Genomic DNA, 22,188 nt, shown 5'->3' with positions numbered 1-22,188 from the left:
CCTGCTGTTGACCGGAACAATGGTCCTGCCGCTCGCCGGTTGCGCCGGTCACCTGAGCGCGCTCGAGCCGGCGGGTCCCGCCGCCGGCTCCATCGCCACGCTGTGGTGGATCATGTTCTGGGCCTCGGTCGGCTTGTTCGCACTGGTGTTGACCCTGCTGGCCCTCGCCTATTGGCGCCCCTCTGTGATCACCCGCTTCCGGCCGCGCCACTGGATCATCGGCCTCGGGCTGGTGATGCCCGGCATCCTGCTGACGCTGCTGGTCTATGGCGTCCTGATCCAAGGCGAGATGCTGCTGCCGCGGCCCACCGAGCCGCAGCCCATGCGCATCACCGCCACGGCCCAGCAATGGCAGTGGACCTTCGACTATCCCGACATTGCCGGTGCGCCCTCCACCACCAACGAGCTACACCTGCCCGCGGGCGAGCCGGTCGACGTAGTCATTACCTCGCTCGACGTGATCCACAGCTTCTGGGTGCCCCGCCTCGGCGGCAAGATGGACGCCATTCCGGGCCACCAGAACGTCATCCGCCTCCAGGCCGACGAGCCCGGCCGCTTCGGCGGCGTCTGTGCCGAGTTCTGCGGCCGCGACCACGCCGGCATGCACTTCCAGGTCCTTGCCCACCCCGCAGCCGACTTCATGGCAGCAGTCGGAGCCGCGCCATGAACGAGCCCATCTCCGCCATCCGGCTCCACAAGCAGCTGATGCGCATCTGGGGCAACGGCCCGGGCATCGAGCGGCTCACCGCGCTCAACCACAACATCCTCGGCAAGCGCTTCATGCTCGCCGCCTTCGTGTTCTTCGCCATCGGCGGTGCCTTGTCGATGGTAATCCGAGCCCAGCTCGCCACCCCCGACAGCGCCTTCCTCGGGCCGGACATCTACAACCAGGTCTTCACCATGCACGGCACGGTGATGATGTTCCTGTTCGCCATTCCGATGTTCGAGGGGGTGGCAATCTACTTCCTGCCCAAGCTGCTGGGCACCCGCGACATGGCCTATCCGCGCCTCGCCGCCTACGGCCTGTGGTGCTACCTGTTCGGCGGCACCATCCTGATCATCGCCCTGCTGGTCGGAGCAGCGCCAGCGAGCGGCTGGTTCATGTATACCCCGCTCTCCTCCCAGCCCTACTCCCCCGGCATCAACTCCGATGTCTGGCTGCTCGGCGTCACCTTTGTCGAAATCTCGGCGATGCTCGCCGCCGTCGAGTTCATCGTCTCGATCCTCAAGATCCGCGCCCCCGGCATGTCGCTCGACCGCATGCCTATCTTCGGCTGGTACGTTCTGATCACCGCCGGGATGATGCTGATCGGCTTCCCGCCGCTGATCCTCGGCTCTATCCTGCTCGAACTCGAGCGCGCCTTCGACCTGCCCTTCTTCGATCCCGAGCGCGGCGGCGATCCGCTCCTGTGGCAGCACCTGTTCTGGCTGTTCGGCCACCCCGAGGTCTACATCATCTTCCTGCCCGCGGCCGGTGTGCTGTCGACCATCATCCCCGTCTTTGCCGGGCGACCACTGCTGGGCTATCGCGCTATCGTCGTCGCCATCATCGCCATGGCCTTCCTCAGCTTCGGGCTGTGGGTCCACCACATGTTCACCGTCGGCATCCCGCACATGGCGCTCGCCTTCTTCTCCGCCGCCAGCGGCCTCGTCGCCATTCCCACCGCGGTGCAGATCTTCACCTGGATCGCCACCCTCGCCCACGGCAAGCCGCGCTTCGACGTTCCCATGCTCTATGTCGCCGGCTTCTTCATCGTCTTCGTCATCGGCGGCCTGACCGGCGTCATGCTCGCCATGGTGCCGTTCGACACTCAGGCGCACGACTCCCACTTCGTCGTGGCGCACCTCCATTACGTGCTGGTCGGCGGCTTCGTGTTCCCGATGCTGGCGGCGCTCTACTACTGGCTGCCGCACGTGACCGGGCGCATGCCCGAGTTCCGCCTGTCGGTCCCGGCCTTCTGGCTGATCCTGGTCGGCTTCAACCTGACCTTTTTCCTCATGCACCTCACCGGCCTGATGGGCATGCCGCGGCGCGTCTACACCTATCCCGCCGGCCTCGGCTGGGATTGGCTGAACCTGCTGTCCTCAATCGGCGGCTTCATCACCGCGGCCGGCTTCGCGCTGGTCCTCGTCGACGTGGTGCTGCAGTTCCGCTTCGGTCCCCGCTTCCGGCGCAATCCGTGGAAGGCCGGCACGCTGGACTGGGCCACCCCCACCCCGTCCCCGCTCTACAACTTTGCCTCCCTGCCAGAGATCGATCATCGGGGCGACGACTATGATCCCGCAGTGCTCGGCCCGGTGCTGGCGCGTGGCCAAGGCTATCTCGGCTTTGCCCGCAACATGGACATGGAGCTCCTGGGCGTCGATCCGGTCACTGGCCGGCCGACCGAGCTCATTGTCCTGCCGCGCCCGAGCTACCTGCCCATCATCACCGCCGCTCTGACCGGGCTGGTGGTGCTCGGGCTCCTGTTCAAGCTCTACTGGTTCGCCGCCATTGCCGCTGCGGTCACGATCGGCGCCTTCACCCTCTGGCCGCGAGGCCTCGGCCGGCGGGAGGATGCCGTGGCGCGCGATGTCGGTCGCGGCCTGTCGCTGCCACCGGAGGATGAGGTCCCCGGCTCGCTCGCCTGGTGGGGCATGCTGATCTGGCTGGGTGGGGACGCAACGCTATTTCTGTCGCTCGGCTTCGGTGGCCTGTTCCTCGTCACCGTGGCGCCCGACTGGCCGCCCGCCCAGGTGCTGCAGAATGGCTGGCTGCTCATCCTGCTGCCGAGCCTGGGCTTGCTCGGCGCGGCGATAGCCGGCCACCTCGCCCGCAGCCGTGCCGCCGAGCCGCAGGGCCGCCGCATCGCCCTCGCCGCCGTCGCCGCGCTTCATCTGGTCGGCATCGCCGGCCTGGTGTGGCTGGCTTTCAGTCTGCCCGATCCGCGGGGCCACGCTTATGCGGCCACCAGCTTCGCGCTGGTGCTCTACCTTCTGATCCATACCGGTGTGGGCGCCTTGATGAGCCTTTACGGGCTCTACCGAGACCTCGCGGGCTACGTTTCCGCCCGCCGCAGCGCCGATCTCCGCATCGGCGTGCTCTGGAACGACTTCAGCGCCGGCGCCGGCGTCGTCGGCCTGCTGCTGATCGCTCTGCTGCCGGAACTTGCGGGGATGCGGCAATGACCACCCGGCCCGGTATCCTGCTGCTGCTTACCATCGGCTTCGTCGTTTGGAGCGGCGTCTTCGTCGGCCTTTATGCCGGCCTGTCCGTGGGCTGTGCAGCGGGCTGGCACCTGATCTCGGTCGGCCCGGTGAGCCTGCTCCGCGTGCTGCTGATCATCGGGCTCGTCGTCGGCATGGCGGCCTTGGCTCTCACCGCGATTATCCTCGCCCGCCTCAGACCGGCGGATCGGTCGCCGGTTGGCTTCGTCAACCGCACCAGCACCTATGCGGCCATTGTCGCCGTGGTCGCCGGGGCCTTCACCTTCGCCCCGGTGCTGTTCACCTCGACCTGCCTCTAGCCTCGTCTCACCGCATGAGCTCCACGCCGAGGCCGTGGCAGACAAATTCCGTGGTGTAGGCTTGGCTCACATCCAGCCCTGCTTCGTACACGCCGGCCGCCACCATCGCCTCGTAGAACGAGGTCCAGCCCTCATCCGTCATGCAGCCGATGCCGTGGGTCTCGGCATCGCCCGACACGACGATCCCATATTCCTTCATCTTCTCGATGCTGTGGGCGATCTGCTCCTCCGTCATCTCGGGATTGTCGGCCCTGATCAGTGCGTTGGCGGCCTGGTTGTCGCCATAGAGGTAGTTGTACCAGCCGATGATCGAGGCCTCGACGAAGCGGCGCGCAACATCCCTATTCTCCTCCAGCCAGGGCTTCATCACCTCGATGGTGGTCGAGTACGGCCGATAGCCCTGGTCCGCCAGCAGCCACACATCCGGCGTGAACCCCGCCGCCCGCTCGATCGCCAGCGGCTCGGAGGTCACGTAGCCCTGCTGGATGGCGTTCTCGTCGGCGAGGAACGCGGCTGGATTGAACTGGTAGGGCTCGTACTTTTCTTCCGAGAATTCGGGCCACTCCGACTGCATCCAGGCGAAGTACGACGCCAGCCCGGTGGCGCTGAGGATGTATTTCGACGCCCCCGCCAGCTCCTCGAAGCTGTCGAACCGGCCGGGATGCGCCATCAGCACCTGCGGGTCCTTCTGGAACAGCGAAGCCAACGTAACGGTGGGAATGCCCTGTTCGAGCGCATTGATGGCCCCGGTGGCGACACCCATGTAGAACTCGACCTGTCCGGCGGCGAGCAGCGCCCGCCCCTGCGTCTGCGGCCCACCCTGCAGAATGGTGACGTCGAGCCCGTACTCCGCATAGGTGCCATCAGCGACCGCCTGATAGAAGCCGCCATGCTCGGCCTGCGCCAGCCAATTGGTGGCAAAGGTCACGTTGTCCTGCGCCGCGGCCCCCGTGGCGATACTCGCCGCCAGAAACGCGGCCACTGCGACCACCGAAATCCTGCCCATTGCGCACCCTCCGTGGCCCTGCCGGCCTGGAGCGATGCTTTCGCCGATCCTGCGAAAAAGGTGAAGCCGGATTCCGGCTGGCAGCGGCAAAGACCGTCGTCAGGCGCCGCTGCGCCAATGCGGCACCGGCTCGGCGAGCGTCTGCAGGTCTTCAGCCGGCTCCCCCTCGATCCGCCGCAACAGCAACCGGGTCAGTTCCACGCCCGCCGCAAACACATCCTCGCGCACGCTGTCCACGTGCGGGAACAGCGTCGGCAGGATATCGGAGGTCTGCTTGTAGATCAGCTCGATCCCCTGGCCCGGCTTGATGCCGCCCTCTTCCAGCCCGCCGACCATGGCAATGGTGCGCATCTCGCTGTCGCAGATGATACCGTCGGGCCGGTCGCTCTGCCCGGCAAGTTCCACCCCGAACTGGCGCATCGTCGCCGGTGTCCTCGACCGCGCGCCCTCCAGCACCGCGCTGTCCAGCCCCGCTCGCTTCGCCGCCTGGTGAAAGGCCGTGACGATGTTGTGGTAGTTCGTGGTGCTGTCGTCGCCGATCACCAGCAGCAGCCTGCGGCAGCCTTTCGCCGCCAACCGTTCGACGGCGAGGCTGGCGAAACGCTCGGAGTGAAAGTCGTGGTAGGGGTGCGGCGTCGGGAACTCCGTCCGCCCATGGCTGACGAACGGAAAGCCCGCGTCGATCAGCATCTGTACCCGGTGATCACGAGGCCCGGTGTGGGTGATGATGACGCCGTCGGCGGTCCGGTTCTGAAGGATATAGCGCACTGTGTCGGCCGACAGCATGCGTTCGAATTCGGGCATCACCGTCAGATGGTAGCGGCTGCCCTTGATGGCGCTGCCGATGCCCTGGATCATCTGACGGGCGAAGTCGATCGAATCCTCCGACCCGTCCAGCACCAGCGCCACCACATTGGTCTTGCCGGTCCTGAGGCGCACCCCCGCGCGGTCCGGCACATAGCCGAGCGCCCGCGCTGCCTCGTTCACCTTGTCGCGCGTTTCCTGCTTCAGCGTCGTGCCGCCGCGCAGCGAGAGCGAAACTGTGGACAGACTCAGCCCGGTCATCTCCGCAATGGTGCGAAGCGTCACGCGCTGACCGGGCAAGGCAGGGCTGGTTGGGTCTGTTTTGGTCTTGTCGGTCATGGGCGCGAATATGGGTCCTGGTCGATCCTACACACCGGGACACCGAAGCTGAACGCAAAATGCTCGCCAATGGACCGGACGACGCGCCGGGGTTGCGGGCTGCGAACAGGGGCAGCCCACTGCTCCGTCTCCATTCACCGCTTTGCAACGTTGCATTGGCCGTGCTTACCTGTGACCCGCCGGTGGTGGGCCGGCGAAGCGAGGAGGAGCGTTGTATGGACATAGGAAATACCGGTTTTGGAGCCGTTGGATGACCTATTCCAATCCCCTCACATCCAAGCTCGCCCTTGGCGATGACGACCTCAAGATGGAGGGCAAGCTGCTGCGCCTGTGCGCGGACCTCCACGCCAAAATCCTGACGCCGATCGCCGGCATGCCCTGGCAGTGGTTTGTTCAGCGCGCCGACATCTCGGCTGCCGACGCCCTTGCTGCTGACTGGCGCCAGTGGGAGGAGTTCGGCCCGCATTCCGTCTGGGCCAGGAAGCAGGGCCACACCTGGTTCGCCGCGGAGGTCGAGGTGCCGGAAGCGGCACGCGGCAAGACGTTCGTCTTGCGCTTCGTCTCGCAATGGCAGGACCGGCCCGGCACCACCGACCCGCAATGCCTTGCTTATCTCGACGGTAAAATCGCACAGGCGCTCGACGGCAACCACACCGAACTGGTGATCGAACGCGATGCCAGGCCCGGCAACCGCCACACCCTGCTCGTCAACGCCTTCACCTTCTTCGACCGACCGCTGGTCGGCTTCACCGTCGAGCCGTTCATTCGCAGCGAGCGCGCCGAGAAGCTCTATTACGACCTGCAGACGCCGCTGGATGTTGCGATGCGCTTGCACCAATCGGACCCGCGCCGCCACGCCATCCTCAACATCGTCGACCGGGCGCTGCGCGCCCTCGACCGCCGCGGCGGTTACACCGAGGCCTTCGAGGCGAGCCTCGGGGGCGCCGAGAAGATCGCCCGCGAAATCTACGACCTCGTCGACACCGAGGTGCAGCCGCAGATCACCGCTGTCGGCTCGACCCATCTCGATGTCGGCTGGCTCTGGCGGGTCCTGCACACCCGCGACAAGACCGGCCGCTCCTTCGCCACGGTGCTCAACCTGATGGAGGAGTATCCCGAGTTCGTCTTCATGTATAACCAGTCGGTGCTCTTCGACTTCCTGAAGCAGGACTATCCCGAGCTCTGGGACCGGCTGGTCCAGCGGGTAAAGTTCGGTCAGTTCGAGATCGAGGGCGCCATGTGGGTGGAGCCGGACGTCAACATCGTCTCCGGCGAGTCCCTCGTCCGTCAGATCATGCGCGGCCGCCGCTTCCATCTCGAACATTTCGGCGTCGATCCCAAGACCGTCTGGCTCCCCGACACCTTCGGCTACTCGGCCAACCTGCCGCAAATCATGGAGAAATCCGGCCTCAGATACTTCGTCACCAGCAAGCTGAGCTGGAACGACACCGATCGGCATCCCTACGACACCTTCTTCTGGCGCGGCATCGACGGCACCGTCACCAAGGCGCAGCTCATCACCGCCCAGCGCTACGAGAGCGAGGCGATCTACACCACCTATAATGGCGATCTGTCGGTCAGCGAGACGATGGGCGCCTGGAAGCGCTACGAGCCGAAGGCCGCCCACAACGAAGTCGTCATGTCCTATGGCTACGGCGATGGCGGCGGCGGCCCCACCCGCGCCATGATCGAGCGCGGCATTCGCCTCGAGCGCGGCATTCCCGGCGCCCCGCGGGTGAAGCTCGAGGGCATCGTCCCCTTCCTCGACCGGCTCGGCCGGAAGATGGACGCCAACCCGTCCCGCTTCCCGGTGTGGAACGGCGAACTCTACCTCCAATACCACCGCGGCACCCTGACCTCAGTGGCCAAGAACAAGGCCAACAACCGCCGCGCCGAGCGCCTGCTGCGCGAACTTGAGTTCCTCGGCGTCATGGCGATGCAAGAGGCCGGAGCTCCCTACCCGGCCGAGACGCTCGCCGAGTTCTGGGAGCTGGTACTGATCAACCAGTTCCACGACATCCTGCCCGGCACCTCCATTCCCGAAGTCTATGTCGACAGCGACGCGGACTATGCGCGTATCTTCTCCACGCTCGCTTCCGGCAACGGTCCATGGCACGCCGCCGTTCAGGCATTCGCCGGTCCAGGCGGGGATCAGTTGCGGCTCATCAACTTCACCTCGCAGACCCGTTCGGATCTCGTCCATTTTCCGTTCATCTCCGTTCAGGAAGGCGCTTCATTGGCGGTAGGCGGGGCCATCCACCCGCTGCAGCGCATCACCCGTGCCGACGGCTCGACCGAGCTCGTCACCCCCGTCTCCGACATCGTTCCCCTGGGCTGGACCGCGGGCCAGATCGTCACCGGCGGCGCTGCCAACTCCACCTCGCCACTGTCGGTCTCGCAGACCCATCTCGAGAACGAGCTGCTCCGCATAACCCTCGACAGCAACGGAGAAATCACCTCCGTTGTCGACAAGATCCGCAACCGCGAAATCCTTGACGCCGGCCAGACCGCCAACCGTCTCGTCGCCTATGAAGACAAGCCAATGGAGTGGGACGCCTGGGACATCGACCGCTATTTCGAGGAGCAGTTCTGGCCGCTCGCGGATGAACAGCCGGAGATCTCCGTGGTCGAGACCGGCCCCCACCGCGCCGCCATCCGCATCGAGCGCCGCTACCAGAACTCCTTGTTTGTGCAGGTGATTTCCCTCGCCGCCGGGCAGCGGCAGGTCGAGTTCGACACCTTCATCGACTGGCAGGAGCGCTCCACCGTCATCAAGGCGCTGTTCCCCTTCGACCTCAACACTTCGGAGGTTCGCTCCGAGATCCAGTTCGGTCATGTCCGGCGCCCGACCCACCGCAACACCAGCTGGGACAAGGCCCGCTTCGAGGCGTCGATGCACCGCTGGGTCGACATGAGCGAAGCCGATTTCGGCGTCGCCCTGCTCAACGACTGCAAATACGCCTATGATGCGCTGGAGCAGACGGTACGGCTGACGCTGGTGCGCGGCACCAATTTCCCCAGTCCCGATGCGGACTTGGGCGAGCACCGCATCCGCTATGCCCTCTTCGTCCACGACGGCATTGCCGATCTCGCCGACGTCCACCGCGCCGCCGAACGCTTCAACAATCCGGTTGCCGTGGTCGGCTCGTTTGCGCCGGCGCGGGAGGCCGCGACCGATCTCGGCAGCTTCAGCTTCGCCCAGGTCGACCAGCCCAACGTCACCATCGAGACGGTGAAGAAGGCCGAGAAGTCGGACGGCATCGTCGTGCGCATCTTCGAGCACGCCAATATCCGCGCCGATGCCACCGTCACCTTCGGCCTGCCGGTCAAATCAGTGCGCACCGTCAACCTGATGGAAGAGGGCGAGAGCCCGCCGCTCGAACTCATCGGCAACGGCGTCCGGCTGCAGCTCCGCCCCTTCGAGATCGTCACGCTCCTGGTCGAAACCTAGGCCGCGAGGTGATGACACCTGACGGTATGACCCGGTCCGACTGCCGTCGGCTCGGGCATGGTCTCGCGGCAGATGGAAGTCGCCCGCGGGCAGCGCGATACGAATGGACAGCCGCGGCTTTGCGGCGTCCACATGGGTATATCGGTCGCCCGCCGGGTACGCACCGCCGCGATCTTGCGGTTGGGATTCGGCACCGCTTCGATCAGCAGTTGCGTATAGGGGTGGCGCGGGTTGCCGGTGATGGCTTCGCTCGGCCCCTGCTCCACGAGGTGCCCGGCATAGAGCACGGCCGTATCCTCGGCGAAGTAGCGGGCCGTCGCGATGTCGTGGGTGATGTAGAGCGCCGCAAGCTGCCGCTGCTGCTTGAGGTCTTCGAGCAGGTTCAGGATGCCCAGCCGCACCGACACATCCAGCATCGAGGTCGGCTCGTCCGCCAGCAGCACTTCGGGCTGCACTGCCAGCGCGCGGGCGATGGCCACGCGCTGGCGCTGCCCGCCTGACAGTTCATGCGGGCGCCTGTTCAGGTAGTCGCCAGCCGGGCGCAGGCCAACGCTTTCGAGCAGGCCGAGCATCTCGGCCTCGACTGCCTTGCCCCGGAGCTCAGGGCGATGCAGCCGCAGCGGCCGCTCCAGATGATAGCGGATGCTCTGCGTGGGGTTCAGCGACCCGAAAGGGTCCTGGAACACCATCTGCACATCCGACCGGTATTGCTGCAGGCGCGAGCCTCGGAAGCCGGCGATGTCCTCGCCCCGAAAGCGGATGCTGCCGCGCGTGGGTTCATACACCCGCGCCAGCATGCGGGCACAGGTCGACTTGCCGGAGCCGGACTCTCCCACCAGCGCCAGCGCCCGTCCCCGCGTCAGCTTCAGCGACACACCCGACAGGGCCTTGAGCACCGTCTGGTTGAGGAAGGCGCCGCCCAGGACGAACTCCTTGTCCACGCCGTCCATCTCGATCACCGGCTCGGCGGTGTCGGCGATCGTGTTCATGTCTAGTTCAGCAAGTGACATGCGGCCTCGCTGCTGTGTTCAGGTGAGTAGCGCTTAAGCGGCGCCGTTGTGCGGCAGATGTCGGTTGCATGCGCGCAGCGCGGCGCGAACCGGCATCCCTCCGGCAGTGAGCGCAAATCCGGCGGCGAGCCCGCGATCCCTTCGAGTCGCATGCGCGGCCCTGTCAGTGGCGGAAAACTGCTGCCGAGCGCTCGCGTATAGGGGTGGCGCGGATTGGTGAGGATCGAAGTCGCTGGCGCGACCTCCGATGGTCACCATGCCATCGTCTCCTCTCCGTCAGCCCTCTATGTGGGACCGATCCCACATAGACAATGGTCGTATAGGGAGAATGTCAACCCCGCTCCCATGGAACTGTGGAGAGCCGAGGCTCTGAAAAAGAAAAGGGCGGCTCCGAAGAGCCGCCCAGATGCTTGATCTGAAAACAGGATCAGCTCTGCACTTCCAGGATCACGACGCGCGCGCCGGCCTTGTTGTTGTTGGTAGACAGAGCGATCTGCGAGCCATCAGGGGACACGGCCGCACCGAAGAACTGCGCACCGACGGTGTCATTCGGCAGTTCGATGATGCCGTCCTCGCTCACCGAGGTGTCCAACTGGCCGTCGGCATCGAGTACCACCGCGGAGGGGATGCCGCCCACATATCCGACATGGAGCGTGCGGTCGTCCGGCAGGGCAACCAGCAAGCGGCCGCGATCCTCGGCGCTGGTCAGCCCCAGGCCTTCCGACTGCACCGCGACCTGTCCGTCGCTGCCATAGCTGGTGTCGAGCCCGTCTGCCGTGACCTTGAAGGAGACGATATCGGGCGCTTCGGTAGTCTTGAAGCCGAGGGAAGAGGCCACCCCCTCACCCGTTGCTCCACCATAGCCGGTGGTCACATAGCTGCCGTCCGACAGGCGGACCGCCGCATAGCACTCGGCGAAGCCCTGGTCGGTCACGAAGGGATTGAAGACGGCCACGCCCGGCGTGACGGCGAGGCCGATCGCTTCGGCCGAAGACTCGGGGGTGACGAAACCACCAAAGCCTTCGTCCAGGGTACCATCAGGGTTGAGCCGGATCAGAATGACGTGGTTACGCAGCGCGTCACCCAGATTGGTATAGCCGGCGCTCAGGATTGCTCCGTCCGGCTCGACGGTAACCCGGCGGCCACCATCGCTCAGCGCCTGAGCCGAATGGTAGGTGAAGGGCTGCCCGCCGTTGAAGTCCGGATCGACGCTGCCGTCCTCGGCAAGCAACCGCACCACATAGCGGTCGTTGTCGGTGCGACCCGAGCCATTGGCGGCGGAGCCGTGGCCGGCGACGACAAGCTTCTCCACGCCACTGGAATTATCGACCTTCAGGTCCCAGGCGGTATCCTGCGGTGGGTTCTCCACGCCGGGGAAGGAGTCGTTATCGGCATTGGCCCAACCAAACACGACCTCGACCGCACCGGTGTCGCCGCCCCAAGTGCCGGTGACCTGCTGGCCATTCGAGTCAAAGCGCACGAGATAGACAGACGTGCCCCCGTCCTCTTCATTGGCGTTGACCACGGCCACGACATCGCCATTGGCAAGAGGTGCGACGGCGAGGGCCTGCTCCACCAGACCCTCCCCAAGATCGAGTTCGGCGAAGCCGTCTTCGCTGAAGCTGGTGTCGGGGGTGCCGTCCGCATTCAGGCGACCGACCACGACCACGCTTTCCGGGTTCGTCTCGGCGGGCGGATCGCCGCGGTGACCGGAGACATAGATCTTTCCGTCAGTGCCATAGGCCAGACCGCGCAGGTCGTTGGCCTGGTCGAAAACGGTGTCGGCGACGGACGTGATGTCCTGCGCCAGTGCGGTGCTGGTCAACAGCACTGCACCCAGAGTGACGAGACTACGGGTCAGCATGATTGCCTCCTTGAGATCCGGGGCCGCGATCCCTCTCGCGTACCGGGACTGATGCTGATGTTGCCGCCGGACCGGATGCCCGCGCGGCAGAAGTTCGTCGCCTGCCGGCTACATGCCGGGTACGACGACGAGAATGCCGAGCCGATTGCCGGCCTGGCGAAGATCGCGCGCGAGGTTGGTGAGCGCCTTGACCGCCCCCTCGGCGGTCCGGCGTTCCGGACTGCCACTCGGCGGTGCGAGGAAGCGGTCATAGGGCGCCGTCATCTGTCCGATCGCCTCTTCCGCGGTGGCGAAACCAGCTTCGATCTGGCTCGCCAATTCGGTGTCGGTATCCCGGACCAGTTCGGCGATACCGGTATCGAAATAGACCGCCCGGGCCCCGGCAAAGCTGGCTGCCAGATCTTCTTCGGAGCTGTCACTGAAAGGCGAAGGCTGGAAATTCTCGTTGGCCGGGAACAGCCCTGCCCCGATGCGGCGCAGCGGCAGTTCATAGCCGATCAGCACGGCCATGCCGTTGAAGGCGCGACCAAGCGCGTTGCGCTGGTCCATCGCCTCCACCGCTGCACGGTAGTTGTTGCTGCCGGGCGCCCAGGCTGCAGCCAGAACCGTAAGGTCGTAGACGAGCAGCTGTGCCAGGGCGTTGGCAAACTCACCGCGTCGCGCGGCACTCGCAAACGTGTCGTGCGTAAGCGCACCGTCGCTGCCCCAGAGCAGATACTCGATCACGTGCAGCCCGGTCGTGATCTTCGGGGACGGTTCGACGGTGTTGAGTCTGGCCAACACACGGAAGTTCAGGGACTGCTCCTCATCGGCGATCAGCGAGTCGATGACAGCCGGATCGATGGGCCAGAGATTGAGCCGCGGGAAAGGACCACCGGGGCCGTCCACCGGTCCGGCATAAAACAGAAATGCTTCGGTCTTCAGATAGGCCGAACGAGCCTCGCTCCAGGCGGCGCGCGCATCGGCTAGCGACTGTTCGGAAGGAGAGTTTCCCAGCGCCGCTATTGCGGTCCGCAAGGTCGTGGCCTGTTCGAGAGCCGCCGCGTAAGTAGCCGAAACCAGCTCGGCGTAACCGCTCACCTGGGCTGAGCCGTCGAAGGTGAACGCGTTCGGATCGCTGCTCGACAGCCGGAACTCGGTGATTGTGCCAAGAACCGGGCCGCCGCCTTCGTTGGGGCCACCCTCCCCCGCCGCTCCGGCTTGAGCCACGTGGACCCGCGGTGACACGGGGGTAGAGGTGGCGTCGGCAGCCTTGTCCCGCTGGCCTGCGGGGTGTTCCTTAGCGATCGCAACGCGCTCCACACCGGCAGTTCCAACCAGCAGAGCGGTGCCGAGCCCGAGCCAGATACGCGTCTGTCGTTGCACCCGATCCCCCTTGCGCCAAGGCGCTTGCCAGCCACGGCGGTAAGCTTTAATGAAAGCTGATCTTGAAAGTCAACTATCGATTTCGATGGCCGGCAGGGGCGTGACGGATGATCATCTGCATCGGGGATGTGCTCGACAGCAGCGGGGTGGCGCAGCTGCGGGAAACGATTGCATCCGGGGTTTTCATCGACGGCGTGCTCAGCTCGGGCTGGGCCTCGCGGCTGGTCAAGAACAACGAGCAACTCGGGGCGGGTCCGGCGCTGGAAGGGGCACAGCAGCAGGTGATCGGTGCGCTTCGGGGGAATCCGGTGTTCGCTGCCGCGGTGATGCCGCGCCATTTCGCGCCGCCGCTCTTTGCGCGCTACCAGCCGGGCATGGCGTTCGGCTCGCACATGGATAACCCGCTGATGGGTCCAGACCACATGCGGGCGGACGTGTCGGTGACGATCTTCCTGTCCGATCCGGACAGCTATGACGGCGGCGAGCTGGTGATGGAAACCACTGGTGGCGAAGCAGTTTACAAGCTGCCGGCCGGTTCGGCAGTGACCTATCCGACCACCATGCTGCACCGGGTGGAGCCAGTGACGCGAGGCGTGCGGGAGGTGGCGGTGACCTGGGTGCAGAGCCTGTTCCGGCGGCCGGATCACCGGGAAATCCTGTTCGATCTCGAGCGGACTGCGCGCGCGATTTTCGAGCGCGAGGGCAAGTCCGAGCACTACGACCTGATCAACAAATCAAGCTCCAACCTGCGCCGCATGTGGGTGGATTGAGGACAAAATGATTGCCTTCCGTTCCCTGTTCGCCGCCATCTGCATCGGTTCCGTCTGCTTTCCGGCAACGGGACAGGAGGCAGGCATCACCGTCTACACATCGCAGCATCAGGCACTGACCCAGGAGTGGGCTGACGCCTTCACTGAGGAGACCGGCATCCCCGTCGCCATCCGCAAGGGTACCGACATTCTCATGGCCAATCAGATCGTGCAGGAGGGGTTGAACTCGCCGGCCGATGTGTTCCTGACCGAGAACTCTCCGGCCATGGTCATGGTCGAACAAGCCGGGCTGTTCTCGCCCGTGGCCGAGCAGACCCTGGCGGCGGTGCCCGAAGAGTTCCGGCCGTCGAGCGGCATGTGGACCGGGATTGCGGCGCGCACAACGCTGTTCGTCTACAACAAGGAGATGCTCAGCGAGGACGACCTGCCCGAGTCCATGCTCGATCTGGCGGCACCGGAGTGGCAGGGGCGCTGGGGCGCGGCGCCGGCTGGGGCGGACTTCCAGGCGATCGTGTCGGCATTGCTGGAACTGCGCGGCAGCGAGAAGACCGGCAACTGGCTGGCGGGCCTCAAGCGGAACGCGGTGTTCTACCGGGGAAATTTCGAAGCCATGCGCGGCGCCAATGTGGGCGAAGTCGCCGGCGCGCTGATCTACAACTACTACTACTACGGCGACCAAGGGGCGACCGGGGAGAGCTCGGACAAGCTCGGACTCCACTTCTTCGGCAATGAGGACCCTGGCGCGTTCGTCTCCATCTCGGGCGGCGGCGTGCTGAAGGCCTCGGATAATCCCGAAGCGGCGCAGGCGTTTCTTGCCTTTGTAACCGGCCCCGAGGGACAGGCGATCCTCAGGGACGGAAACAGCTACGAGTACGCGATCGCCAGTGACATCGAAGCCAATCCTGCCCTGCCCCCGCTGTCGACGCTCGACTACCCCCAAGTCGACCCCTCGCTGCTGAACGCGCAGGAAGTCGTGCAACTGATGACTGCAGCCGGCGTGATGTAAGTGACGCTAGCGCTGCCGGGTACCGCTGAGACCTCCGTTCCTCTCCCGCTGGAACGGCACCGCCGCTCCGGCGGCCACCCGGCCGTGTTGGCAGCCGCGCTCGTCGTCGCAGCCCTGGCCCTGGTTCCGGCCGGATTTGTCGTCTGGGTACTGGTCCAGTCCGGCTGGGAGACGGCGGCCTCGCTGCTGTTCCGGCCGAGGGTCGGCGAGATCCTGCTGGCAACCCTGCTGCTTCAGGCCCTCGCCGTTCCACTGAGCGTAGGGCTCGCCCTGGTCCTGGCCTGGCTTACCGAGCGCAGTGACCTGCCAGCCCGGGCGCTGTGGCGTTGGCTCGCGGTCGCACCCCTCGCGATTCCGGCCTTCGTCATGGCCTATGCCTGGGACAGCACCTTCCCGATGTTGCGTGGACTCTGGCCGGCCGTCGGTATCTCGGTGCTGGCGTATTTTCCCCTGGTTTACCTGCCGATCATCGCACAGCTGCGCCGCCTCGACCCGGCGGTCGAAGACGTGGCAGCGACGCTCGGATATTCCCCAGCCAAGGTGTTCGTGCTGGTGGTGCTGCCGCAGCTTCGACTGGCGATCCTGGGCGGCAGCCTGCTGATCGGCCTGCACCTCCTTGCCGAATACGGGCTCTATGTTCTTATCCGCTACGACACGCTGACGGTCGCCATCGTGAACCAGTTCCAGGCGGTCTATGATGGCCCCGCCGCGAACCTGATGGGCATCGTTCTCGTCGCCTGTGCTCTTGGCCTGCTCGGGCTGGAGTCGGCGCTGCGCGGAAACCGACGCTACGCCCGGGTCGGGGGTGGCGCGGCACGGCAGGCTCCGGTTGCCGGCCTCGGCCGCAGCAAGGTGCTGTGGATGCTGGTTCCGATCACGACCGCACTGCTCGCCATCGGATTGCCCTTGGTGACGCTCCTGCGCTGGATGCTGATCGGCGGAACCGACGCCTGGCATGTCGCGGAACTCACCGCCGCCCTCGGGCAGTCGAGCTTCTATGCCGTCGCCGGCGCGGTACTGGTGACGCTTGCCGCCTTGCCCATCGCCTGGTTGTCGGCCCGCGCACCCGGCCCCGTGCAACGAGCGCTCGAAAGCGTGCACCTGCAGGTCGGCGCCCTGCCCGGCGTCATCGTTGCCCTGGCGCTGGTCGCCATCACCGTGCGCGTGGCGCTGCCGCTCTACCAAACTGCGGCGACGGTGCTGCTTGCCTATGTGCTGCTATTCCTGCCGCGAGCGATCGTAGCGGTTCGCGCCAGCCTGGCCCAGGTGCCGGTCGAACTGCAGAACGGCGCCATCGCGCTCGGGCGCAGCCCGTTCGCCGCGGCATTAGGCGTGACCCTGCGGCTTGCCATGCCCGGCATCGCCGCCGGAATGGCGCTGGTTGCGATGGGCATCGTCACCGAACTGACGGCCACCCTGATGCTGTCGCCCATCGGCACCGAAACGCTTGCCACACAGTTCTGGGCTCGCACCGGCGAGTTCGATCATATGGGCGCCGCCCCCTTCGCACTCGCCATGGTTGTGCTATCGATCCCGCTCTGCATCATTCTGCACCGGCAGGCGACGGGAGCCCGATGAGCGTTCTTTCCATCCGCGGCCTCGGCAAGCGCTTCGGCACTACATGGGCCCTGCGCGACCTCGACCTCGATGTCGCGCAAGGCTCACGCACCGCAGTGGTAGGTCCATCCGGCTCCGGCAAGACCACGTTGTTGCGTCTGATCGCCGGCTTCGAAGCCCCGGACAGCGGGGAGATCAATCTGGACGGCCAGCCGATCGCCAATGCTGACGCAGGCGTGCCTGCGCACCGGCGCAATATTGGTCTGGTGATGCAGGAGGGTGCTCTGTTCCCCCACCTGAGCGTGGCCGAGAACATCCGCTTCGGCATCCGAGACCAGCGTGATGGCGCGAGGCGAGTTCTCGAGCTTCTCGATCTGGTGGAACTCGACCGTGGCATGGCGGACCGGCAGCCGCATCAGCTTTCCGGCGGGCAACAGCAGCGTGTCGCCCTTGCCCGTGCCCTCGCCCGCCAGCCTCGGCTGATGCTTCTCGACGAGCCCTTTTCGGCGTTGGACACCGGGCTTCGCGACCAGTTACGGGCGGCAACGGCAGCGATCCTGGCCAGCACCGGTGTCGCAACCATGCTGGTCACCCATGACCGCGAGGAAGCCATGGGTTTTGCCGATCAGCTGGTGGTGTTGCGCGAGGGCCGGCTTGCCCAGGCGGGCGAGCCGCGGGACCTTTATCTCGCGCCGGTGGATGCGCTTGTCGCCGAGTTTCTCGGGCCTTCGATCATCCTCGCGGCGACTGTAAGCGACGGCCGGGCGCACTGTGATCTGGGGAGCCTGCCGGTGGCTGGCGGCGGGTCACGTGGCCCGTGCCGCATCCTGCTCCGGCCGGAGCAGATTCACCTGGAAGCTGCCGCCACCGAACCAACTTCGTGGCGGGTGGACACCGTCAACTGGATCGGGGGCATGGCCCATGTCAGCCTCACCCATCCGGATCGTCAAGCCGCGCTGCAATTCCCGAGCGGACAGTACGACCTGCCTGCCGCGGGGGCATCCTGCGCCGTCCGTCTCAGCGGCACGGCGTGGATACTTGGAAATTGACCGGCGATGCTAAGCAAAAAATCACCGACGCATTAACCCGATTGAACCAAGGTGCAGCTTTGACGCTTGGCTTTGGCGATGACCGAAAGCGATCTATTCGAGACCCTGGCCCGCACCATACCCGGCATCGTCTGGGTCAGTGACGCATACGGGCGCACCGAATTCAACAACGCGCAATGGCGGCAGTTCACCGGCATGTCTCTGGAGGACAGCCGCGGCCATGGCTGGCTCGGTGCCATCCACCCGGCCGATGCCGCTGCCTTCAGGGCTCATCTGCCGCTTTCCCCGATGCACGAGACGGTTCAGGCCGAGATCCGGGTGCGGCGGCACGATGGCGTCTATCACCGCCACCTGCTCAATGTGCGGCACGTGGGCGAGGGCAAATGGGTCGGTTGCGCCATCGACGCCCATGGATGGCTGAGCGCCGAATTGCGCGACAACACCCAGGCCAGCGTACTCGAGTTGGTCTCAGCCGGAGCCGAGCTGAACGAGGTCCTGCGCCATCTGTGCCTTGCCGCAGAACAGCAGATACCGGGCGCGACCTGCACCATTCTGCCGGTTGATCTCAAAAGCGAGTGTTTCCTGCCGGGGATTGGCCCGGGGATGCCACAGGATGTGTTGGCAGCACTCCACCAGTTGAAGGTCGGGCCCGGAGTGGGCTCCTGTGGCACCGCGGCCTACTACAGGCGCAACGTCATCAGCAGGGATATCGCCGTTGATCCGCTCTGGGATGACTGGCGCGGCCTCTTCATGCCGCACGGCTTCCGGGCCTGCTGGTCCATTCCCGTCTTCGCCAGCGATGGCGGCGTGATGGCCTGTTTCGGCTTCTACTTCGCCGAACCGCGCTCCCCCACTCAGGACGAGGACCAGGAGTTGGGCCGGCTGAGGGGGCTTGCCTCCCTGGCCATTGAACGGGCCCGCATTCTCGAAGCACTTCGGGAAAGCGAGGAGCATTACCGCCACACGGTCGAGCAGAACCCCCTGATCCCGTGGACGGCCGATCCTGACGGCAAGATCCTCAGCGTGTCCAGCCGGTGGATGGAAGCCACCGGCATCAGTAAAGCCGATGCACTCGGAGCAGGCTGGTTGAAGGCCATCCATCCAGAGGACGTCGCCAGTACCAACGAAGCGTGGCAGCTCGCCGTGGCGACCGGTGTGCCGCTCGACACCTCTTACCGCCTGCGCATGAAAGACGGCCAGTATCGCTGGTCGCGCGGCCGCGCCTCGCCCCGCCGCAACCAGAACGGAGAGATCCTGCGGTGGTACGGCACGGTCGAGGATGTGCACGAGCATCATCTGGCCAATGAGCGCCTGCGCAGACAGGCTTATCAGGACGAACTCACCAGCCTGCCGAACCGGCGCCACTTCATCGAGGAACTGCGCCGCAGCCTCGATGTGGCGGAGCAGCCCATTGGCCTGATGGTCATCGACATCGACGACTTCAAGACGGTGAACGACCGCTTCGGCCATTTGACCGGAGACGCGGTGCTGCGGTTGTTCGGCCGGCAGTTGCAACGGCAGATGGCGCCGGGCGAGTTCGTCGCCCGCCTCGCCGGAGACGAATTCGCGATCATCTGCAGCCAAGTGTCCGACGAGCAGGCGCTCATGGACCGCGCCCGAGCCATGGAGGCGGTGCTCGACGCGGGCATGAAGGCCAACCTGAAATCCCGCTCCTGCCGGCCGAGCATCGGCTGCACTATCGGCCGGGCTGGCGAGGAGCCGGACGAAGTGTTCAAGCGTGCGGACCTGGCCCTTTACGCCGCGAAAACCTCCGGCAAGGGAACGGTGCGACTGTTCGACAACACCATCCAAAGCGCCGCCTCGCGTCGGTCCGCCGAGATGGATTTGGCCAGAACCGCGCTCAAGGAGGGCTGGATCGAGGCCTATTACCAGCCGGTGGTGTCGCTGAAGACACGGATGCCGCGCGGTTTCGAGGCCCTGCTGCGCATTCGCCACCCAGAACAGGGCGTGCTGTCGCCTCATGCAGTGCTCGCGGCTCTCGATGATCCCCGACTGTCCGACGCGGTCGGCATACGCATGGCGCAACTGGTGCTCAAGGACATGGCGCGTTGGGAAGCGGACGGGATCCAGCACGGCCAGGTCTCCATCAATCTTGCGACCGAAAACCTGGTGGGGCACGCCTTCTTCGACACGCTCGCCTTCCGGATCGACGAACGGAACATTCCGCCCGAGTTGATCAAGCTCGAGATCACCGAGCGCGTGCTGCTCGACGATCAGGAAGCCAGAGTTCGCACCACGCTGACGCGGCTGCAGCAGCGCGGGATCAGCATCTCCCTCGACGATTTCGGCACCGGCTATGCGTCGCTGGTGCACCTGCAGACCATGCCGGTCGACGAAATCAAGATAGACCGCTCCTTCGTGTCCGGACTCGGCACCCCCAGCAATGGCGGCGAGATCGTACGCGCCATGATCGGGCTGGCCGAAGCGATGGGGATGACCACGGTGGCCGAAGGGATCGAGGATTCCCGGGAGGCGCTGATGCTGGCTTCGTTGGGATGCGAGTATGGCCAGGGATTTCTTTTTGGGCGGCCCATGCCGGCTGCAGCAGTTCCCGCCTACCTCCAGAGCGTCGCCGCCACCGAGATTGCGGCGGCGAACTGAGCTCTGCCGATTCTCAGGCGGTGAACAGGTCGGGATGCTTCTCCGCGAGCAGCGGCAATGAGGTGAGAATCTCTCGCAGGTGCGCCTTCATGGCGTCTTCGGCGGCCTCGGCGTCGCCGGCAAAGATGCCGTCGGCGATGCTGGCATGCTGCTCGATCAGCACGTCCACCGGGGTTGCCTCGTCGAGCGACAGGTAACGCACCCGGTCCATCTGGGCCTTGAGGTTCTCGAGCAGGCGCCAGGCCTTCTCGCAATCGGCCGCCTGGGCAATGGCCTGGTGGAAGGCCTCGTCCTGGCGCAGGAACTCGGCGAGATCGCCGCGGGTGTTCGCGGCCCTTTGCGCATCGAGAATGGCCTCGATGCGCTTCCTGTGCTCGTCGGTGATCACCTCACTTGCCCGGTGCACCACCGCCACTTCGAGTGCTTCGCGGATGAAGCGGGCATTCTCGACGTCGCGGAGCGAGATCATGACCACCGAAGTGCCGCGCTGCGGGCGGATTTCGACGAGCCCAACCTCAGCCAGCTTGATGAAGGCTTCGCGAACCGGCTGGCGAGAGACACCCAACTGGCGCGCCATCTCGGCTTCCGACAGCGGATCACCCGGCTTGAGCTGCAGTTGCACGATCGCTTGGCGGATAATGCCGAAGACGCGGTTGCCCACGGTGGCGGGCTTTTCGATCAGCGATGGCTTGGCCAGCAAAGGTCCGGTCGAGGTCATTGTTGACTCCAGTATACTACCATACTACCATTTTTGCAGACGTTGCCTAGAAGCTTCGTCCACAGCGGCACATGCCGCAGGGAGGAACCATGAAAATGCATCCGCTTGCCGCAGCGCTCGCTGCCGGCATCGTTGTCTCTTTGTCTGTACCCGGGCTTGCGGCCGATTACACGCTCAGCGTGAACACGGCGCTGGCCACGTCCGACCCGCTCTACAAGGGCCTCGAAGCCTTCCGCGACAATGTCGCGACCGCTTCCGACGGCGCCATCGAGGTCAAGCTGTTCCCCAACTCGCAATTGGGCTCGGACGAGGACGTGCTGGAGCAAGCGCGTGCCGGCGCACCGGTGGCCGTGGTCGTCGACGGCGGGCGCCTCGCTGCCTTCGTCAACGAGTTCGGCGTGCTCGGGGCACCTTATCTCGCCTCCGGATATGAGGGCATCCGCAAGGTGGTGGTGTCGGACCAGTTCGAGGAATGGATCCAGAAGCTGCACGATGCCTCGGGCCATCAGGTGCTCTCGTTCAACTGGTGGCAGGGCGAACGGCACCTGTGGACCAAGAACGAGGTCAACACGCCGGCCGATCTCGCCGGCAACCGCATGCGCACGCCGGGTGCTCCGGTGTGGGTGGAGACGGTGACCGCCATGGGTGCGGTGCCGACGCCGTTGCCGTTCGCGGAAGTCTATGCCGCGCTCGAGCAGAACGTGATCGACTCGGTGGAAGCCCAGCTCCCCGCCGGCGAAGGCGCCAAGCTCTATGAAGTGACCTCGGTGCTGACCAAGACCGGGCACATCAACCTGATCACCGGCCTCGTGACCTCCGGTCCGTGGTTCGACAGCCTGCCGGAGGAGCTGCAGCAGGTGCTGCGCGACGAAGCGCTCAAGGCCGGCGATATCGCTTCCTATGGCACGCAGGATGCGCTGGCCGAGATCGAGGCGACATTGGTTGAGGCCGGGATGACGGTCAACGAGATCGACGTCACGCCTTTCCAGGAAGCCACCGCCGGCGTCTACGAGAAGCTGGGCTATGGCGAGCTGCGCGACACGCTGCAGGCCATCGCCGCCGAATAGCGGCTACTGGCGGGCCCCACTGGGCCCGCCGAACTCCCCTTTCTGGAAACGATC

General features: G+C 65.5%; 16 protein-coding genes and 1 pseudogene. 10 read left to right on the top strand and 7 right to left on the bottom strand.

Annotated features, from left to right (window positions below; all coding sequences use genetic code 11):
* Positions 1–19: 19 nt before the first annotated feature.
* From coxB to ACFSX5_RS13995, 3 genes are read left to right on the top strand one after another with little or no spacing between them, the layout of a single operon-like run.
* Positions 20–667, top strand: coding sequence for a cytochrome c oxidase subunit II (coxB, locus tag ACFSX5_RS14005; RefSeq protein WP_386834247.1), 648 nt, complete (start codon positions 20–22; stop codon positions 665–667).
* Positions 664–3,168 (top strand): cytochrome c oxidase subunit I, encoded by a 2,505-nt coding sequence (gene ctaD, locus ACFSX5_RS14000; RefSeq protein ID WP_386834246.1) that lies wholly within the window; start codon positions 664–666, stop codon positions 3,166–3,168. The genes coxB and ctaD overlap by 4 nt, the downstream gene beginning before the upstream one ends.
* A complete protein-coding gene (locus ACFSX5_RS13995) occupies positions 3,165–3,506 on the top strand; it encodes a hypothetical protein (protein ID WP_386834245.1) in 342 nt (113 codons plus the stop codon). Before ctaD ends, ACFSX5_RS13995 begins: the two co-directional genes overlap by 4 nt.
* Before the next feature lie 7 nt (positions 3,507–3,513).
* On the opposite strand, the gene ACFSX5_RS13990 is transcribed toward ACFSX5_RS13995, so the two are convergent.
* Entirely contained in the window at positions 3,514–4,512 is a 999-nt protein-coding gene (locus ACFSX5_RS13990; RefSeq protein ID WP_386834243.1) for an ABC transporter substrate-binding protein, read from the bottom strand.
* 99 nt (positions 4,513–4,611) lie between these two features.
* Positions 4,612–5,655, bottom strand: a complete 1,044-nt coding sequence (locus ACFSX5_RS13985) for a LacI family transcriptional regulator (protein WP_386834241.1) — start codon at positions 5,653–5,655, stop codon at positions 4,612–4,614.
* A gap of 250 nt (positions 5,656–5,905) precedes the next feature.
* On the opposite strand from ACFSX5_RS13985, the gene ACFSX5_RS13980 reads away from it, so the two are divergent.
* Complete coding sequence (locus tag ACFSX5_RS13980) at positions 5,906–9,106, top strand: alpha-mannosidase (protein ID WP_386834240.1); 3,201 nt, start codon at positions 5,906–5,908, stop codon at positions 9,104–9,106.
* On the opposite strand, the gene ACFSX5_RS13975 is transcribed toward ACFSX5_RS13980, so the two are convergent.
* The 4 genes and pseudogenes from ACFSX5_RS13975 to ACFSX5_RS13960 form a co-directional block, all read right to left on the bottom strand.
* Positions 9,103–10,095 carry an ABC transporter ATP-binding protein gene (locus ACFSX5_RS13975; protein ID WP_386834239.1) on the bottom strand — a complete coding sequence of 331 codons (993 nt, stop codon included), beginning with the start codon at positions 10,093–10,095 and terminating at the stop codon, positions 9,103–9,105. The genes ACFSX5_RS13980 and ACFSX5_RS13975 overlap by 4 nt on opposite strands.
* Before the next feature lie 2 nt (positions 10,096–10,097).
* Positions 10,098–10,349: pseudogene (locus ACFSX5_RS13970) on the bottom strand (oligopeptide/dipeptide ABC transporter ATP-binding protein); the annotation flags it as partial.
* Between the two features lie 194 nt (positions 10,350–10,543).
* Positions 10,544–11,980, bottom strand: a complete 1,437-nt coding sequence (locus tag ACFSX5_RS13965) for a hypothetical protein (RefSeq protein ID WP_386834237.1) — start codon at positions 11,978–11,980, stop codon at positions 10,544–10,546.
* A gap of 108 nt (positions 11,981–12,088) precedes the next feature.
* A complete protein-coding gene (locus ACFSX5_RS13960; RefSeq protein WP_386834236.1) occupies positions 12,089–13,345 on the bottom strand; it encodes an imelysin family protein in 1,257 nt (418 codons plus the stop codon).
* A gap of 107 nt (positions 13,346–13,452) precedes the next feature.
* Here ACFSX5_RS13960 and ACFSX5_RS13955 point away from each other — a divergent pair, with 107 nt between their 5' ends.
* The 5 genes from ACFSX5_RS13955 to ACFSX5_RS13935 all read left to right on the top strand — a co-directional run bounded on the left by ACFSX5_RS13955 (position 13,453) and on the right by ACFSX5_RS13935 (position 20,349).
* Positions 13,453–14,115: a Fe2+-dependent dioxygenase gene (locus ACFSX5_RS13955; protein WP_386834235.1), complete on the top strand. Its 663-nt coding sequence runs from the start codon at positions 13,453–13,455 to the stop codon at positions 14,113–14,115.
* A 7-nt stretch (positions 14,116–14,122) separates the two neighbouring features.
* Positions 14,123–15,121 (top strand): iron ABC transporter substrate-binding protein, encoded by a 999-nt coding sequence (locus tag ACFSX5_RS13950; RefSeq protein ID WP_386834233.1) that lies wholly within the window; start codon positions 14,123–14,125, stop codon positions 15,119–15,121.
* Positions 15,122–16,699 carry an ABC transporter permease gene (locus ACFSX5_RS13945; RefSeq protein WP_386834232.1) on the top strand — a complete coding sequence of 526 codons (1,578 nt, stop codon included), beginning with the start codon at positions 15,122–15,124 and terminating at the stop codon, positions 16,697–16,699.
* Positions 16,696–17,727, top strand: coding sequence for an ABC transporter ATP-binding protein (locus ACFSX5_RS13940; RefSeq protein WP_386834231.1), 1,032 nt, complete (start codon positions 16,696–16,698; stop codon positions 17,725–17,727). The genes ACFSX5_RS13945 and ACFSX5_RS13940 overlap by 4 nt, the downstream gene beginning before the upstream one ends.
* 78 nt (positions 17,728–17,805) lie before the next feature.
* Complete coding sequence (locus ACFSX5_RS13935; protein WP_386834230.1) at positions 17,806–20,349, top strand: sensor domain-containing protein; 2,544 nt, start codon at positions 17,806–17,808, stop codon at positions 20,347–20,349.
* 13 nt (positions 20,350–20,362) lie between these two features.
* Here ACFSX5_RS13935 and ACFSX5_RS13930 read toward each other — a convergent pair whose 3' ends face one another.
* Positions 20,363–21,067 carry a GntR family transcriptional regulator gene (locus ACFSX5_RS13930; RefSeq protein WP_386834228.1) on the bottom strand — a complete coding sequence of 235 codons (705 nt, stop codon included), beginning with the start codon at positions 21,065–21,067 and terminating at the stop codon, positions 20,363–20,365.
* A gap of 89 nt (positions 21,068–21,156) precedes the next feature.
* Here ACFSX5_RS13930 and ACFSX5_RS13925 point away from each other — a divergent pair, with 89 nt between their 5' ends.
* Positions 21,157–22,134 carry a C4-dicarboxylate TRAP transporter substrate-binding protein gene (locus ACFSX5_RS13925; RefSeq protein WP_386834227.1) on the top strand — a complete coding sequence of 326 codons (978 nt, stop codon included), beginning with the start codon at positions 21,157–21,159 and terminating at the stop codon, positions 22,132–22,134.
* Positions 22,135–22,188: the final 54 nt, after the last annotated feature.

Source organism: Devosia albogilva (genome assembly GCF_042685625.1).
GTDB classification, from domain to species: domain Bacteria; phylum Pseudomonadota; class Alphaproteobacteria; order Rhizobiales; family Devosiaceae; genus Devosia; species Devosia albogilva.
The sequence above is the reverse complement of the archived record's forward strand: the minus strand, read 5'-3'. Positions and strand labels throughout refer to the sequence as shown.